Source organism: Candidatus Saccharibacteria bacterium oral taxon 488, assembly GCA_013100805.1.
Classification (GTDB): Bacteria; Patescibacteriota; Saccharimonadia; order Saccharimonadales; family Saccharimonadaceae; genus Nanosynbacter.
In genome coordinates, this window is sequence record CP040000.1 from 384078 (window position 1) to 400005 (window position 15928).

The following is a 15928-nucleotide window of genomic DNA, read 5'->3' on the forward strand; positions in this document are numbered from 1 at the left end:
ATGAATTTGAAGCTAGTAACGCTCGGTGGTGTCAAGCTGGATGAGGCGGTCTACTCGGTAACTATCCCGACGATTGACGGCGAGATTTCGGTGCTGCCGAGCCACGAGCCGCTGGTGACAGTGGCCAAGGACGGCGTGATCACCGTGCGCCGGCGCCAAGAAGATTCTGACAATCAGTTGGAGTATTTCGCAATTTCCGGCGGCGTGGTGAAAATTGATTATTCATCGGTGCAGATCCTGGTGGACGAAGCGGATCATGGCGACGACATCATCGAGGCGGAGACTCAGGCGGCACTAGAGCGTGCCATCAAAGCCCGCGACGAAGCCGGCGACCAAGTCGAACGCGAGAAAGCCAAACAGCTCATCGACCGGCACATGGTACGGCTAAAGGTTGCAGATTTGCATCGGCGCAAGCGACGACGCTAGGTTTGAAATGTAAGAGAATAAGATCTCCCGATGATAGGAGATCTTATTCTTATATCGAGCCAGGTGAGGATCGGAAGGTATTATTCTAATCGTTTACAGACCTGCCAACAAATCATTAGTGATATGGTATATATTATTTTGTTGCTTTTTTGATAATGCGCCAGCAACTAGCGATAAGTATGGGTCAAAAAAATATGTCTTAATACACTCACTACTTGGCATTGAAGTAATATAATCAGGTAATGTTCCCATATACCAATCCATATCATCAATAATGCCGCGACAGCTTTTGTCGAAATAAGAGGAAGTAAGGTCTATTGCTCGCACGTCCCCTGTCTTTGTATGAAATGCGGTATTTTTAATTTGTGCGTCACCGTGGGCAACTCCTGATTTATGTAGTTTCGCGAGTGTTGTTGCTCCTATGAGTAGGACGCGTTGTATTTTTTCAGGATCATCTGTACGATCCGTAATTGTGTCACAACTTACGACATCACCCTCAAACATTGATATTGTATGTATAGAATTCCTGTCTGGTAGAAATCCCAGCGGCTGATATGGCCTAATGTACCCTTCACTAGTAAGCCGCTGTGTAATACAGAATTCCGAGAGCGCAGAGGCGGCATTGCAGTGAGGCTTAAGAGCTACAGGTATGTCCGTATTACCTGTTGATATCTTTCCGAATCTGACACCACTCGTGGTGTCATGTCGTCCTATAGAATACTCTTCAATGGGAGTGAATGTCAATTTTTGACCACAGCTGACATTACTTAGCGGTGTATCATATGCTACAAGGAGTTGTCCGTTAGGTGTATTCTCTATCGCTGTACGCAGTTTTCGCTTTGGTTGACTTTGAGGGAGTGTGTCGTATACGCGTATCTCTGAAGGTAACATTATCACATTATATCATAATATTTATATTTTTCAAATATCTTACGGACTTCGTCGGTGCTGGTGGTGTGCATCAGCTGGTCGCGCAGTTCCTTGGCGCCGTCGAAGTCGCGGATGTAGATTTTGAAGAAGCGTTTGAGGGTTTCGTAGGGGCGGCCGAGGGTTGGCTGGTAGTGGTCGAAGAGGTCGAGATGGTAGTACAGTAAGACAATCAGTTCAGATTTGTGTTCTAAAGCGTTGGTGAACGGCGCATCGTTCTGATTCGAAGCACACTTTTCGCTTAAATCTCCACTGGAGATTTGGCGCGAGCGTGTCGTCGGTGCTGGCGCATCTGGCGCGAGCGGCATCTCAGAAAAAATCTGGGCTGGCTTTAGCGGGTCCCGGATTATTTTATGAGATGTCCGAGCGTCGGTACAGGCAAAGCAAAACGGATCGCTGAAAACCCCCCGCCCGATCATGATGCCGTTGATGCCGGGATGTTGACGGACTAGCTCTAGACCGTGGGCTCGGTTGCGGATATCGCCGTTGATAGTTAGTAGGGTTTGTGGGGCGATGTCATCACGCAGGGCGATGATGTCGTCGATGAGTTCGTAGTGCGCCGGGACTTTACTCATTTCTTTTTTGGTACGGAGGTGGATGGTCAGGTTGGCGAGGTCATGCGCCAGTAGCGTGCCCAGCCACTCTTTCCACTCGTCAACGCGTGAATAGCCCAACCTAGTTTTCACACTAACTGGTAGCCCGGCGGTTTTAGCGGCGGTGATGGCGGCGACTGCTACATCGGGTCGGCGGATGAGCGCTGCTCCCCCGCTTTTGGTGGCGGATTTGGCGGGACAGCCCATGTTGATGTCGATGCCGTCGAAGCCGAGCTTGGCGCAATAGCTGGCAAATTGCTCCATGTCGCCTGGCTCACCGCCCCAGATTTGGGCGACCAATGGATACTCGTCGTCGGTCTTGACGAGCCGTCCAGCGATGGCCTTGTCGCCAGCATGTACCCAGCCGGTGGCGTTGGCAAACTCGGTGAAAAACACGTCGGGCGCGCCCGCCTGCTTGACGACATGACGAAACACTACGTCAGTGACGGCCTCCATGGGTGCCAAGATAAAAAATGGCTGTGGTAAGTTGTCCCAACATGTCATGTTCACGTCACCAGTCCTTTACTAAACAATATACTTTCCGCGATAAATAGACGCAGTGCGTCCAGCTCGCCGCGAACCTGCGCTCGTTCCAGATAGGTATAGTACGCTCGCTTACGCTCTTTGGCAACGAGGGGTGGCACCAACCCCAGTTGCAGGGCCTGGACAAAGAGCAAGAGTCGCCCGGTGCGACCGTTGCCATCGCTAAATGGATGGATTTTTTCAAATGTCGCATGAGTACGGGCTAGCCATTCTATTGGCTCTGTTTTGGGCAGCTCGTTCATTTCATCAATACACTCGGACATCGCTTCAGTGATGCGCAGATGATTTACTATTGTGACACGACTACCCATGATGCGCACACCGTGCCGGCGGTAGAGTCCGGCATCAGACACCAGCGTATTCATCAGCCGGACGTGCGTTTGTAAGATCAACTCTTCGCTCCACGTAAAATGCGTTCCTTCTTTGTGCAGGGCATCCAGCAGAAAGTAGAGCGCAGTGCGGTGGTTACGGGCCTCTATCTGTTCGCGCGCTGTCTTGTTGGCGAGGACGCGATTATCATCGTTCAGCACCTCTGCGACGTCTGCTAGGGTCATTGTGCTACCCTCGATCGTGTTCGTGTGGTAGGTCAAGTGGAGCGTCAGGATGTCAAGTAGTTCCTGATTCGCGAGGAGTGTCCGGATCGTCATGCAGCTGGCATGGGCGGCACGTTCAGTAGCGAGGCGCTTCGCCTCGTCGATGGTGTCCCGCCCGATCATCTCTTGATGTAATAGCTGAATATTCGCCAGGTTTTTGGCACGCGGCGACATGTGTTGGTGTACCCAGGCGTTGAGCGTACGCACCGGCACATCTAGGCGACGCGCCAGTTGTTCTTGGGTGAGGCCTGTCCGCATCAGAATTTCTTGGAGTAATTGCGCAGCATTCATGTCGTGATATTACCAAAACATCATGATGTTTGTCAAATAACACGATGTTTTCTCGTAGTCTGATGGTATGGTGGCGAGGGTCTTTGGGATGTACAAGTGGCTACCCCTGCCCGACAATTACCCCCAAAAAGGTGAAATCCCCGCGTCATCGTTGACGCGGGGTAGTGGACTCAAGCGGTTCTGCTCGGAGCGGCCCGGAGGGCTGCTACTACGAGTGAATCTCGCGAGTCCGGGGGTTTAAGGCCCCGCGACCAGGTGAATTGTTCGTTCTCCCGGAGTCGCTGGTCGCGGGGCGGAGGTCTACACTCCCATAGTGACCTCCTTTCTCCCCCTCTCGGGGGAATCCTTCCCGGGGCTCTCCCGGGAAGATTGAGGGTGGAGAACAACGTTGTTCTCACAACAGACTGACAGGCTGTGGGGGCTGTCAGTCTGCCATACGCCGCGCGCTATTGAGCGACGCATGTACCCTCAGTGGATGTGGCGGGAGTCGAACCCGCGAGGCGCATCGGTTTTTAAGACCTTGCCTCTACCGCGACACACCCTGTGATTCTTTTCCAGATTACCGGCTGGGCGAATCATCCCAGGGGCGGACGGACACCCTACTGCTGACGCAAGGTCAGCGAGTTTCGGGGTCGCACAAACCCCGACCGCCACGTAATAATAATTAGTTCAGTTTGCCACAAGCGTAGCAAAGCCAGGGATTCCCCCCTGGTACCGAACTTATGTTATTTTTCTGGGAACAGTGCTTGCATCGCACCCAGACCGGGTTCACCCAGCCTGACGCGCTGGGCGAACCCTTGTAGTAGCTAAACAAGGGGTTTCACCCCCTTCCTGCCGCAGTTGCGGCGCGTAGAAAAGAGCTAACTCCCCTGTCGAACCATGCTTTTGTGCGAAGTATGGTCAGGGCTTGGTGTCATTCGCGACACCTCACCGGAAGTTAGCTCCGTCGAACAAAAGCAAGTATATTTATATCAATAAGATCAAGAAATGTCAATATCTTTTGGCATAATTCCCTACGCCGCCCCTGTTAACAAATCATTCTCAAACTGCACCATCCCCTTATAGTCCGCTGGATACCCAGAAATATCCGGCAGTTCCAGCGTGGTGATTTTCCGCCAGACGACGCCGATGAGCCGGGCGAATTCAGCTAATTCCTCCTCGGAGAACGTATCTTCCAAGCTGAGGATGTCGCCAGTTTTCATATCTGGCTCGACGAACTGCAGGCGGGCGCCGGTGAAGGTGAAATTGCCATAATCGCGTGATGATGTGACCAAGAGTTGATAGAACATCAGCTGCTGGCGGTATTTGTGGAGCTTGATTTTTTCGTAATCAGACGTGCCCTTCCAGGAGTGCGATGGCTTGCCGGTCTTGTAATCGGTCACGAATATGGTTTTATTATGCTTATCAATGTCAGCGACGTCCAGCTTACCAGTCAGGCGCGCGCTGCCAACGACGACGCCCTGATGAGCGAAATCGAGTTCCGCCAGCTCCGTGTCATGAAAATCGGACGATTTGGCGTCCAGAAACGCCGTCAGCGCCGCCGTGCCCTTGTCCAAATACAGTTCGAAATCGTCGGGCGGCAGGTGCTGGGTCTCGAGCGATGTGCGGAAATGTTGTAGGATGCGTTCGGCAGGCGGCAGGCGGTGGTCGGCGCGTAGCAGATTGTGCAGCTGCTGGAGGCTGGCGTGAATGGCGGTACCGTAGCTGGCGGCGGGACTTTTGGCGGACGGAAAGCGCAGCAGATTATTCAACAAAAAGTTCTGCGGGCCGCCGCGCGAGATGTCGAGGAAATTATTGAGATGAGTGACGGAAAGTTTGTAGGTTTCTAAGGTCGGCGCCAGTACATCCTTGAGCTCCGCGGTAATCGGCGCGCTCAGCCGCGCGCTCCAGTCGGTTTGCGCCACGGTAATTTGCGTCGCGGGTGTGTTGGCAGCGGGGATAATCGTCGGTGTGTGGTCGGTCAGAAAGCTGGCGATCATGGTGTCGCCGCCGGCGTCGTTGGTCTGGGAATAGGTCATGGTCAGGGTGGTTTTGGCGCGGGTCATCGCCACGAAGAATAGCCGCAGCCGTTCGTCGTAGCTGGTGCCGGCGGGCTGGAGCTGGAGGTTGGCGGGATAGCGAATCAGCCGCGAGCGCGAGCGGACTTTCTCGCCCCAAGCGCTGTCGATTGCCCCGATGACGAAGACGTGCGGGAATTCCAGGCCTTTGGATTTGTGGGCGGTCATCAGGTTGATGGCGCCGCCGAGGGCGCTGGCCTGGGGGCGGATGTGTGTCAGGCGGGTTTTGGTCGAGCGGTGCAGGTCGATGAATTCTAGGAAGTCCGCCAGTGTCGGGGTCGCGTCGGTAGTGCGGTCGCGTAATTTTTGGCGCAGCGTGCGCAGGCTCTCGAGCGTGGTTAGGTAGGCGTCGGGATTTTGGGCGAGGTTGTCGGGCGAGAAGTAGTGGTCGGCGAGAGAATTAAGCGAAGAGCCTTTACTAGGACTCCTCTTTTCGCGCCGGGCGTCTGAGGACGCTCGGGCTGCAATCGCTGTACGAAGTTCTGAGGAAAGCTCCTCGCCGGTTGATTGCAAGAGTTCCCTGCCAGAGTGAGCGCCGGAACTATCCCTATCGAATACTCTTTTCGCGCCGGGCGTCTGAGGGTTCTCAGGCGATGTTCGCTGTACGGAGTCGATTGGAGTAATTCCGGCGTCTATCTCCAATCCCAACAACTTGTCCAACTGCTCCTCCAGCGGCAAATTTGGCACGTCCTTTGCTCGCTCTAGCAGCCACTCACCGAACGGCTGAAAGGTGCTGTTCGCCAACATACTCTCCAGCCACAGCTCTCGATTTTTATAAGCGTGGAGGCTTAATCGCCAGATATCCAGCGCCGAAAAGCCGAACGCCGGATGGGCGATTACCTCTGGTAGTAAGCTGTTGGCGACGTCAAGATTATTCTGATGAATCGCCATGACGACTCGCGCTAGCTTGTCCAGCGCCTGAATGATGTCCTGCTCTAAAATATCGTCGTGCCGCTCGTAATTAACCGTCAGGCTCTGGCGGTACAGGTATGGCAGCAGCTCGATCAGCTCCTTGTGATGGCGGGCGATGACGGTGATATGCGCTGGGTCTGCGCCACGTTTGATTAGTTCGGCAATTTGCTGGGCTACCCCTGCCCGCTCCTCGCTCACTGAGGTAAATTCCTGCACCTCAACCCGCGCGCCGCTACCAGACGCATGCGCGGTCAATTGCTTTGACAAGCCGTCAATGGTGTTCTCCAGGCGATCTGTTCCTTGGGTGATCACCCCCCGCGCCGCCGTTAAGATGTCGGCCACCGAGCGGTAATTGTCCGTCAGCACGATGATTTTCGGGTCGTGGTATTGCTGGCGGAAGCGCTGAATATTGCCAACGTCCGCGCCCTGAAAACTGAAAATTGCCTGGTCGTCGTCGCCGACCGCCATGATGTTGGGATTGTCCTCATCGCCAGTCAGGTCGAACAGTAGCCGCAGCTGCGCCAGGTTGGTGTCTTGAAATTCGTCGACCATGATGAATTGAAATTGCTCCTGGAGGTTGGCGCGCAGTTCCGGGTGGGCTTCGCAGGCTTGAATGATTGACAAAATCATGTCGTCGTAGTCAAACAGCGAGCGCTCGGCCAGCACGTTGCCGTATGCTTCGTAGACATCAATGGCGGCAGATAATTTCTCGCTGGCGGCAAAATCTTTCAGGACGAACTCGCCAGCGGCGTTCTTTTCGCACCACTTGTTTTTCCAGGCGGTTAGCGGTTTGGTGGAGTTGGCGTCGATGGCCTCTTGGGCCGCGTGAGCGATGCTGAGCGCCAGAACCTGAGCGTACGGGGTGATGGAGGATGGTAGCGCAGCGGACGGTTTGATATGGTGCGGCGCTGAGCTGGCGGCATTTTCAGAAAGCTCTGTAGCGCCTTCCTTGCTAGTTTTCGCAGCATTTTCCTCGCCGATTCTCTCGGCAATCTTCTCTGCCAGCGGCGCAAATAATTCAATGGTTTTTTTAGAAATTTTGGTCGCAAATACCTGCTGAATGTCGGAGGCAATGTCAGCGATGACGCGCTGATTATCTGCCATCACCAGCCGCAGTTCCGCCGGCGTGAGGCCGCTCTGCTTGAACTCGGAAATGACCCGGATTAACTCGCTGGCGTAGACGAACTCGCCGTTGTTTTTAACGCTCAGCGGATTACGCCAGTCAAGCCCCTCGAGGATCCCCGTGACGATTTGGTGCTGCGTCAGCTCATCCGCCGGCTGGGCGTCAGCGCCGCGAAAAAAATACTGGCGGTGCTGATTGATAATCTCCGTGCCAAAGCTATGAAAGGTGTGAATGGCGATTTTATAGGCATCCTCGCCGATAATCTGGCGCAGGCGTTGGCGCATGTTGGCAGCGCCGCTCTCGGTAAATGTCAGGCACAAAATACTATCCGGCAGCGTGTCGGTCTGGCGCAAAATCTGGGCGGTGCGCATGCTCAGTAGCTCGGTCTTGCCCGTGCCCGGCCCGGCGATCACCAGGAGCGAGCCGTGAATATAATCGACCGCTTGGCGCTGATTGGCGTTCAGTGTGGCGTAGCGAGTGTGAAAATCCATGAGTCAATTGTAGCACGCTGGCACAAGCGCTGGTAACAATGGTAAAATGGTAGATATGCACGATGAACGGGCGCTCGCGGCGCTGATTGATGATCAGTTTGGACTGACGGTCAAAATCCAGTCGGTCGTGCTGCCGATGAGCGATGTCAGCCGCACGGCGCAGGCGACGGTGGTGCTTGATAGGACGGGTGGATTGCTGGTTTACATCACGGCGCGGGCTATCATGACGCTGGGTGATGTCAAGCGGTTGGTGCGGCGAATGGGCCTGCGGCCAGAGCGGTTCGTGCCGCCAAAGCACCAGCCGAACTACTTTGACGACGTGGCGACCGAGAAGTTTCAGGCGGTTTTTCCGGGGATGAATGTGACTTCGCCGGATGACTTGATATATTATCGAACGCTGGTGCCGTATAATCCAGCCCTGGTCGTCATATCGGAGGTCAAGCGTGGCGAAATATACCAATTTGACCCGGACGCCCGCGGCGGCTATCGTGTCGGCGCGCGATTACATTACAAAAGGAGCGAGGCAATATAATGCGAGATTATCTGGATATTATCAAGAGAAATTTACTGTCGCCGATTGTGCTGGCGATTTTCCTGCTGGCCGGGGCGCTGATTTATGTGCGCGAGTACCGGGACGCTTGGTTTATTTCAGTGGTGATCGTGGTCAATTCGCTGATCGGCATCGTTCAGGAAATTCGTGCCAAGCGGGTGCTGCACCGGCTGGAGCTGATGAGTGCGCCCAGGGCGCGGGTGCTGCGTGATGGCCAGGCGGTGGAGGTGCCGTATGATTCGCTGGTGGTGGGTGATGAGATTATCCTTAGGGCTGGTGATGAGCTGCCGGCGGACGCGGCAGTGACAGCGTCGAAGGGCCTGGAGCTGAATGAAAGTATGCTCACTGGCGAGTCGGCGGCGGTCGAGAAAGCGGTTGGCGACACGGTGCTGGCGGCAACTACGGTGCTGGCGGGCGAAGGTGCGGCGCGGGTCACGGCGGTCGGCGACCAGACGAAAGCCGGCGCTATCAGCCAAGTCCTCAAGCGCTACAAACCGGAATTGACACCGCTGCAGGTGGCGATTTGGCGGGCGATCACTTTCTTGACATACGGCGCGATTGTGTTGGCGACATTGATTTTTATAGTGTATTATTTCTCGGGCGATGATGTGGTGATTATCTTAAAGACCATTACTTCGGCGGCGGTAACGGTGGTGCCGGAGGGGTTGCTGCTGGCCAGTTCCCTGCTGCTGGCGTTCGGCTCGCTGCGGCTGGCGCAGGCCAAGGTGTTGCCGCAGAAATTAGCGGCGATCGAGGCAATGGCCCTGCTGAATTTACTAGCGGTGGACAAGACTGGCACGCTGACCAGCGACGAGGTGACACTGGAGCGGGTGGTGGCGTTTGATGAGATGATACTGGCAAATTCGATCACGGATACCTCGGAAAAATCCGCAGCCCAAGCGGCCGCGGGCAGCCCAGAGCGTAGATTTTCGGAGATAAAACTATCTGAAGCTGCTTCGGACGTTGCCGAGCTGGCCGCCCTCATCGCCCATGAAACCAGCGGCGGCAATATCACCGGGCAAGCGATCCTAGCGGAAATCACGCCGCCCAAGCACGCAGATATCATCGAGGTGATGGCCTTTTCCTCGGCGCGCAAGATGGCGGGCGTCCGGGCGAAGATTGACGGGAAAACCAGGACATTGATGATGGGGGCGCCGGAGTTTGTGGCCAAGCTAGCGCCGGTTGACGCCATGCTCCAGCGCCAGCTGGACGAGTGGGCAGACAGCGGCCTACGGGTGCTGATGCTGGCGGAATTTGATGATGAAACGGCGAAGCTCAAGGATCTGCCAGACGGCTCTGGCCGGGCGATTGGCGCGGTGATCTTGCGTAATTCCCTGCGCGACGGCGTGATTGATACAGTCAAGTTCCTCCAGGAGCAAGGCGTGGTTATTCGCGTGATTTCTGGCGATAATCCGCGCACCGTTCAGCACATTGCGCGCCAGGCGGGCATCAACAATCCGGACAAGGCGATTCTCGGCTCGGCGCTAGCAGGTCTCAGCGATAAGGCCTTCGACAAGGCCGCTGATGAACACACGATTTTTGCCCGCGTGCTACCGGAGCAGAAGGAGCGGCTGATCGCTCATTTCAAGCAGTCCGGTAAGTTCACCGGCATGGTCGGCGACGGCGTTAACGATGCGCTGGCGCTGAAAAAATCTGACCTCGGTGTGGCGATGTACGCCGGTGCTCCGGCGTCGCGGCGGGTGGCGGACATAATTTTACTCAACAATTCGTTCACATCCCTGCCGATCGGTATGAAGCTGGGCAATCGGATCATGCAAGCGATCGAAGTGATAGCCACCCTGTTCTTTCACAAGATTATTTACGGCGTGGTGCTGCTACTCAGTACCATGCTGGTCGGGCTGAATTATCCGTACGCGCCGCGGCACATCACGTTTCTCAATATTTTCCTGGTGACCATGCCGACGATCATGTGGACGCTGTTTCCGCCACGGCCGCGCCACCGGGTCAATCCGGCGCATTTCTGGCGCGACACCTTGCGGGCGGTGGCGCCAATTGCGCTGCTGACGGGCCTGACGGTGGCCTTTACCTATTGGTCGGGCGTGACGCTGCATCCAAATCAGGCGGCCGAGGCAGCGACGATGACGGTCCTCACAGCTACGTTCTTCGGGGTTTATCTGGTGTTTTTGGTCGGTCCGATGCTCGGTGTGGTCCTGGATAAGCGGGCGCATCTGGCGCGGACGCTATATATGGCGGGTGTGCTGTTCGTCACTCTGGTGAGCTTTGGTATTGAGCCGCTCAGGCAGTTCTTTGACTTTACTATGCCAAATGTCACCCTGCTCTGGCCGGGCATCGCTGTAGTCGTTCCCGTCGCCTTGGCCCAGTGGTGGCTGGCTCGCCGCGCTGGTCGGAAGTTTGCTGATATGGTAGAGGTGGCTGATAAGCAGACTCAGACGAACCACCCAGAATGAGCGGGCGAATAGGTCTCTAATTAGTAACAACTATCTCCAATGAAAATAGCCCACCGAATGAGCTCAAACCAGAACTGGATATATCTCAACCCAGGAAATGCAAATGATGCATCTCAACCAGTTTGAGCCCAGTCGGTGAGCTATTTTCGGTGGGCGGCCCTTGATTACGCTTACTTTTCCATGTGGTCGGCTACGATGTTCAACACCGTAACGATGATCCCGATGCCTCCCAGGATGATGCCAATCCATGCGGCGGAGCAGCTTTCGCTTTCAGCGCAGTTTTTGATCCCGATGCATTGATCAAGATCGGCACATGCGCCATTACAAAGCGACCACCATCCCCCCAAAATTCCGATGAGGGATACAACCACAAGGGGTATGAGTTCACTCTTGGACATACCTTCTACCTTTCCTAGAGAAAGCTCAAAGCTAAAGGGCGACTTCCGCCCTTAGACTAAACTCTGAGCTGAAAGCTGATATATATATATCACTAATAGAATAAAATGTCAATGGATTTTGTCAAAAATGTGGTGTAATATTTCTCTCACCTCTGTTATGATTATAAATAAATTTGGGTAGCGATGATAGCTCGCATTCGCTATCGGTGGCCGCTTTCCGCGCTATGTATGCGAAAATCACCGATCCAGCCTTTGCTTGGTCGCCGCTAAATAATACCGATAATAACTCTCTGGGTCTGGCACGAAAAAGCTGTTATCGATATCGTCGTTCGGACGAATTTCAATATGCTGGTTGTTGGCGTATGGCTTGATGAGGTAAGCGAACTCAAACCCATATTCGCCAGAAATCTGCTTCAACTCCTCGCTCTGATAAAGCGGGTCGGGATAATCCGTCATTACCAGCGCGAAAAAGCCCCCATTTTTATCGTCAAACAAATGAAACGCCGTGTCGGGACAGAGTGGCACAAGCGACGCCAGCTGGCGAATATATGATGCGCCGTCGAGAATTGGGAATGCTTTGTTGACTATTTCCGGGAAGAGGATATTTGAATAATTGTTCATATGGTAACCGTAATTATAGCAAGAAAAGTGGATAGTTTTGTGGCATGTTCATAAGGAATGACTAGTTTTGCTCCGCTTCTCGCAAAGCCTTATCCACCGCCGTCACCAATTCCCGCACGACTTCGTCATATTCCTCGTACACGCGAAAACCAGCCGCGTACGGATGACCGCCGCCGCCGAAGTAGCCAGCCACGGTGTCGGCAATTGGTAAATTGCCGCGCAGGCGGGCGGTTAATTTGCCGTCGGGATAGGTTTTGATGACGCAGCTGAGCGCCACGCCTTCGACTAGCCGCAGTTCGTCGCCGATCAGCGCGCCGGGGTTATAGGCGTCGCTGTAGGCTTGAATTTCCTCAAACGGCACGTGTACGAGCGCCAATTGCCCGTCTAGTAAATATTCGATTCGCTCAATTAGCTTGCCTTTGTATGTTAAGATCTCCGGCGATTTCTTCATAAATTCGCGCCGCCGCTCCTCGATGTCGGCGTTGGAGGCGCCGAGCGCGGTCAATTCACCAGCCACGTGGAAGGTTGACGCGGTGGTATTTGGCGTGGTCAGGCCCAGGCTGTCGGACATGATGGCGATAAGCAGATTCTCCGCCGCTTGCTGGTTGATAGTCCAGCCAGCGTGGGTGAACAATTGGTAGAGCAATTCCCCAGTAGCTACTACGGTGTCAGAGAGCATGGTGTGCTCAAAACTCAGCGTCGACTCGGCGGTGTGATGGTCGATAACTAGTACCGGATGCGTTTCCAAAAAATGCCGCGCGCCGGGTGTTTCTAAGACTTTGCTAAGCAAAATATCAGCGCTGGTATCAACGATGATGGCGGCATCAGCGCGGGCTGGAAAATCGCCAACTACCCGGTCCCAGCCGCGGATGTAACGCAGGTATTTGGGGATGTCGACTGGGCAATATAGCGTCACGGTTTTATTCAAATCACTCAGCACTTCCTCCAGCGCCAAGCTAGAACCCAGGCTGTCGCCGTCGGGGTTTTCGGCCTGGATGATAACGATGTTATTGGCAGATTGGATGAGTTGCTCGGCGATATCAAACATAGTCTTATTATAGCAGATGGGAGTTTCGATGGGGTGACGGGGCTACTCGTCGCGCATATCCTTGATCGGGTTGCGGCGGGTGTTGCGGATGAGCGGTATCAGGCACGCCAGTACAGCAGCAGCGATGATACTGAGGGCGACCGCGCCGATAATTGCCCAGTCAATCGTCCAGAAATGGAAAGTTGTCGCCAAATCTTTCGGCGTCATGGCGATGCGCAGCGTCGCGGTGATTTGACTAGCGAACACATTGTCGGCGATATATACGACAATTAGTCCGGCGGCGATGCTAAACAGCGCGGTAAGCAGCGCCACGATCATGGTGTAAACGAAATAAATTTGGCTAATATCAAGCCGCGTTGCTCCGAGCGCTCGAAAAACTGCGGATTCTTTGCGGCTGTCGGCGATAGTGCGGGAGATGATAATCAGCAAGATAAAGGCGGCGATGATCGTCACGCCGATGAATGTCCACATGATGATCGGCTTGAGGCGTTCCATGGCGTCGTAATTGACGAGCGAGTTGCTGCCGGTGGGCGACGCGAATACTACGTAGTGCGGCAGGCAGATTGACTTATTAGATTTTTGGGTTTTGGAAGCTTCAGCGGGTTCGGGTTGCGCGGATAAATCGGTTATTTCCGTACCGCCAGAAGCTCCTTCGCCGCAAGAAGCGGCTGCCAGGTAGCTGCGAGCTTTATTGGGGTCGCTGAATTCATAGATAGCTAGTGTCTCGTCTCTATTGGCGCCGCCTTGATCATTGTTGGCGGTTTGAATAGTCGATTCAAATGCCGTTTGCGCTGCGGTAGTCATTGAGCCGCGCGGCATGATCCAGGTGTATGACAGGCGGGTGCTTAAAAATTGCTGTAAGAAGCTGCCGATGTCGCTTTGGGTAGCCTTAATACCGTCTGGCATCAGGCCGACGACGCGGAAAGTAAATTTAGCCTGGGCGGGTTCGGGCTGGGCTGATCCGAAAGTCTGATCAAAATAGCGCTGGTTAGCTTCGGTACGCTTGGTTTCGGCTGAGCGATTATCCTTAATGACGGTTGGCGCAGCGCAGGAATCAGCGGACGGCATGGCGTATTCGCGGTCTGGCTTGACATAATCGGCGGATGGTTTCTTGGCCTGATTGGCGGCAGCTTGGATTTGCTGTTTGGCGGTTTGCAGTAACGCTCGCGAAGTCGGGTTGCGATAACAGGCGCTGAATGTCAGCTGCCCGGCTTTTTGGCGCAATTCTTTGAGTCGTGCTAGTTGCGTGTCATTGCTGGCATTTTTATCCAGCGGCTTGAGGCCAAGCAGCACTTCGGCGTCCTGGTAGCGGATAATCAGCGGGATCTCGCTGGGTTTGGCGCTGGCGCCAGCGAGCAAATATCCGCCCAGCAACGATTGGTCGATGGCGGTTATACTGCTGAATTGCTGTTTAAATTCTTCCAGCGGTGTCGGCTGGTTGTTTTGCTGGCGCTTGTCGTCAAACGACTCAATTCCTCGCTCCATATAATTTAGCATGCCATTGGTGGCGATTGATTGAATACTAAACTGTCGCACGGCACCGTGGGTGCGGGCAAATTGCCACTGCGCGTCCGCTGTGAGGCGCGGTAATTTGGCGGTCTCCTGGCGAATAAGCCGCTGGACAATGACGCTCTGGTTGTTCGGGTACGGCTGGCTATCAGGAAACGACTGCATAATTGGTGGTTCGGATTTTGGGTCGTATGGCAGGCCGAGGCGGGCGGCCAGCGCCTGCTTGTCCTTGATCATTTGCGTACGTTCGGCTTCGGCGCGAGCAGTTAGATTTGAGGTAAATTCAATATTATTTGGCCGAATGGCAGTTTGCGCCACCAAATAGCGGCTATTCAGGCTGCCTCGATCAAACTCCTCGACGCTCTGCTGGGCGCCCATTAGCATAGTTAGTCCCGCCAGCAGCGCCGCGAAAAGCAGCCCGGACACGACTACGGTGATAGATAAGCGAATGCGCCGCACTCGGAGTTTGGTGCCAGCCAGCCGCAGCGAATCGGTGATTCTAAGCATCGGCTATTCTCCCGTCCTTCAGGCGGATTTCACGATCGGCTGCTGCGGCGATGTCTGGATTATGCGTAACGATAACGACCGTGGTGCCGAGTTCGCGGCGAATTTGGTGAAATAGATCGATGATGCGGTCGGAATTGGCGCTGTCCAGATTGCCTGTCGGTTCGTCGGCGAGTAAAATATTCGGGCGATTGAATAAGGCGCGGGCGATGGCAGTGCGCTGAATTTGACCGCCGGAAAGTTCGCGCGGCAAATGGTGCATTCGGTCTGCTAGTCCGACCAATTCGGCGAGTTCCTGGGCGCGGGCGCGGCGCTGCTTGGGCTTGACGCGGGCAAACATGGCGGGTATTTCCAGATTGGCGGACAGAGTTAGGAATGGCTGCAGATAAAATGATTGAAAAACAAAGCCGATTTCACGCGATCGGAACCGCGACAGTTGCCGGTCGGACAAGCGGCTGAGCGGCTGGTCGTTAATGAGGATTTGACCGGTGGACGGCTTGTCGAGCCCGCCGATGAGCTGCAGTAAAGTACTTTTGCCCGAGCCGCTAGCGCCAGTGATGGCCACGAATTCGCCAGCGAAAATATCAAGGCTAACGCCGCCAAGCGCTGGAATGGTCTGGCGGCCGACGCGGTAAGATTTAGCGAGGTCGGTTACGGCGATGTGGCAGCGGCCGGAGCGTTCTGGCGCGGCAGCGGGCGGTGTCATAACCTTGGCGGCTGGATCGGGTTTGGCGGTTGGAGGTAAGTCGACTAAGCCAGCTGAAACAGCCGGCTGGGCAAAGCTGCGGATTGCGTCGATTGCCTCCTCGACATCGTCAAATTTCGCTAAAAATGCCGCGATATCCTCAGCGCGCACCTTTCCCACCTCTGGTTTCATGGTTGTATTGTAGCAAAAGCAGGAGGGCCTTAGCAA

At 54.7% G+C, this 15928-nt stretch carries 12 protein-coding genes; 3 read left to right on the top strand and 9 right to left on the bottom strand.

Translation table 11 applies throughout. The features are described from left to right. A complete protein-coding gene (gene atpC / locus FBF27_01980; protein QJU09183.1) occupies positions 1-426 on the top strand; it encodes an ATP synthase F1 subunit epsilon in 426 nt (141 codons plus the stop codon). A gap of 93 nt (positions 427-519) precedes the next feature. On the opposite strand, the gene FBF27_01985 is transcribed toward atpC, so the two are convergent. The 4 genes from FBF27_01985 to FBF27_02000 all read right to left on the bottom strand — a co-directional run bounded on the left by FBF27_01985 (position 520) and on the right by FBF27_02000 (position 7956). Beyond that, positions 520-930 (bottom strand): hypothetical protein, encoded by a 411-nt coding sequence (locus tag FBF27_01985; protein QJU09184.1) that lies wholly within the window; start codon positions 928-930, stop codon positions 520-522. A gap of 389 nt (positions 931-1319) precedes the next feature. Next, positions 1320-2450: a tRNA-dihydrouridine synthase family protein gene (locus tag FBF27_01990; protein ID QJU09650.1), complete on the bottom strand. Its 1131-nt coding sequence runs from the start codon at positions 2448-2450 to the stop codon at positions 1320-1322. Positions 2451-2452: 2 nt separating this feature from the next. Then, positions 2453-3373, bottom strand: coding sequence for a hypothetical protein (locus tag FBF27_01995; protein QJU09185.1), 921 nt, complete (start codon positions 3371-3373; stop codon positions 2453-2455). Between the two features lie 1013 nt (positions 3374-4386). Further along, positions 4387-7956 (bottom strand): ATP-dependent helicase, encoded by a 3570-nt coding sequence (locus FBF27_02000; protein ID QJU09186.1) that lies wholly within the window; start codon positions 7954-7956, stop codon positions 4387-4389. Between the two features lie 46 nt (positions 7957-8002). On the opposite strand from FBF27_02000, the gene FBF27_02005 reads away from it, so the two are divergent. Together FBF27_02005 and FBF27_02010 are read left to right on the top strand one after the other, a co-directional pair. Beyond that, complete coding sequence (locus FBF27_02005) at positions 8003-8488, top strand: hypothetical protein (GenBank protein ID QJU09187.1); 486 nt, start codon at positions 8003-8005, stop codon at positions 8486-8488. Further along, positions 8488-10935: an HAD family hydrolase gene (locus tag FBF27_02010; protein ID QJU09188.1), complete on the top strand. Its 2448-nt coding sequence runs from the start codon at positions 8488-8490 to the stop codon at positions 10933-10935. The genes FBF27_02005 and FBF27_02010 overlap by 1 nt, the downstream gene beginning before the upstream one ends. Before the next feature lie 170 nt (positions 10936-11105). Here the strand turns inward: FBF27_02010 and FBF27_02015 are convergent, their stop codons facing one another. The 5 genes from FBF27_02015 to FBF27_02035 all read right to left on the bottom strand — a co-directional run bounded on the left by FBF27_02015 (position 11106) and on the right by FBF27_02035 (position 15892). Continuing rightward, a complete protein-coding gene (locus FBF27_02015) occupies positions 11106-11333 on the bottom strand; it encodes a hypothetical protein (protein ID QJU09189.1) in 228 nt (75 codons plus the stop codon). A gap of 237 nt (positions 11334-11570) precedes the next feature. Further along, positions 11571-11954 carry a hypothetical protein gene (locus tag FBF27_02020; GenBank protein QJU09190.1) on the bottom strand — a complete coding sequence of 128 codons (384 nt, stop codon included), beginning with the start codon at positions 11952-11954 and terminating at the stop codon, positions 11571-11573. A gap of 61 nt (positions 11955-12015) precedes the next feature. Continuing rightward, positions 12016-13002, bottom strand: coding sequence for a hypothetical protein (locus FBF27_02025; GenBank protein ID QJU09191.1), 987 nt, complete (start codon positions 13000-13002; stop codon positions 12016-12018). Positions 13003-13044: 42 nt separating this feature from the next. Beyond that, positions 13045-15018 (bottom strand): ABC transporter permease, encoded by a 1974-nt coding sequence (locus tag FBF27_02030; GenBank protein QJU09192.1) that lies wholly within the window; start codon positions 15016-15018, stop codon positions 13045-13047. After that, on the bottom strand, positions 15011-15892 hold the full coding sequence (locus tag FBF27_02035) for an ABC transporter ATP-binding protein (protein ID QJU09193.1): 882 nt from the start codon (positions 15890-15892) through the stop codon (positions 15011-15013). Before FBF27_02035 ends, FBF27_02030 begins: the two co-directional genes overlap by 8 nt. Between the last annotated feature and the right edge of the window lie 36 nt (positions 15893-15928).

What these genes read in the sequence shown, in the direction of transcription:
- FBF27_01990 (QJU09650.1), bottom strand. Translation starts at nt 2,450, where the DNA reads ATGACATGTTGGGACAACTTACCACAGCCATTTTTTATCTTGGCACCC.
- atpC (QJU09183.1), top strand. Translation starts at nt 1, where the DNA reads ATGAATTTGAAGCTAGTAACGCTCGGTGGTGTCAAGCTGGATGAGGCG.
- FBF27_02030 (QJU09192.1), bottom strand. Translation starts at nt 15,018, where the DNA reads ATGCTTAGAATCACCGATTCGCTGCGGCTGGCTGGCACCAAACTCCGA.
- FBF27_01985 (QJU09184.1), bottom strand. Translation starts at nt 930, where the DNA reads ATGTTTGAGGGTGATGTCGTAAGTTGTGACACAATTACGGATCGTACA.
- FBF27_02035 (QJU09193.1), bottom strand. Translation starts at nt 15,892, where the DNA reads ATGAAACCAGAGGTGGGAAAGGTGCGCGCTGAGGATATCGCGGCATTT.
- FBF27_02015 (QJU09189.1), bottom strand. Translation starts at nt 11,333, where the DNA reads ATGTCCAAGAGTGAACTCATACCCCTTGTGGTTGTATCCCTCATCGGA.
- FBF27_02020 (QJU09190.1), bottom strand. Translation starts at nt 11,954, where the DNA reads ATGAACAATTATTCAAATATCCTCTTCCCGGAAATAGTCAACAAAGCA.
- FBF27_02025 (QJU09191.1), bottom strand. Translation starts at nt 13,002, where the DNA reads ATGTTTGATATCGCCGAGCAACTCATCCAATCTGCCAATAACATCGTT.
- FBF27_01995 (QJU09185.1), bottom strand. Translation starts at nt 3,373, where the DNA reads ATGAATGCTGCGCAATTACTCCAAGAAATTCTGATGCGGACAGGCCTC.
- FBF27_02000 (QJU09186.1), bottom strand. Translation starts at nt 7,956, where the DNA reads ATGGATTTTCACACTCGCTACGCCACACTGAACGCCAATCAGCGCCAA.
- FBF27_02005 (QJU09187.1), top strand. Translation starts at nt 8,003, where the DNA reads ATGGTAGATATGCACGATGAACGGGCGCTCGCGGCGCTGATTGATGAT.
- FBF27_02010 (QJU09188.1), top strand. Translation starts at nt 8,488, where the DNA reads ATGCGAGATTATCTGGATATTATCAAGAGAAATTTACTGTCGCCGATT.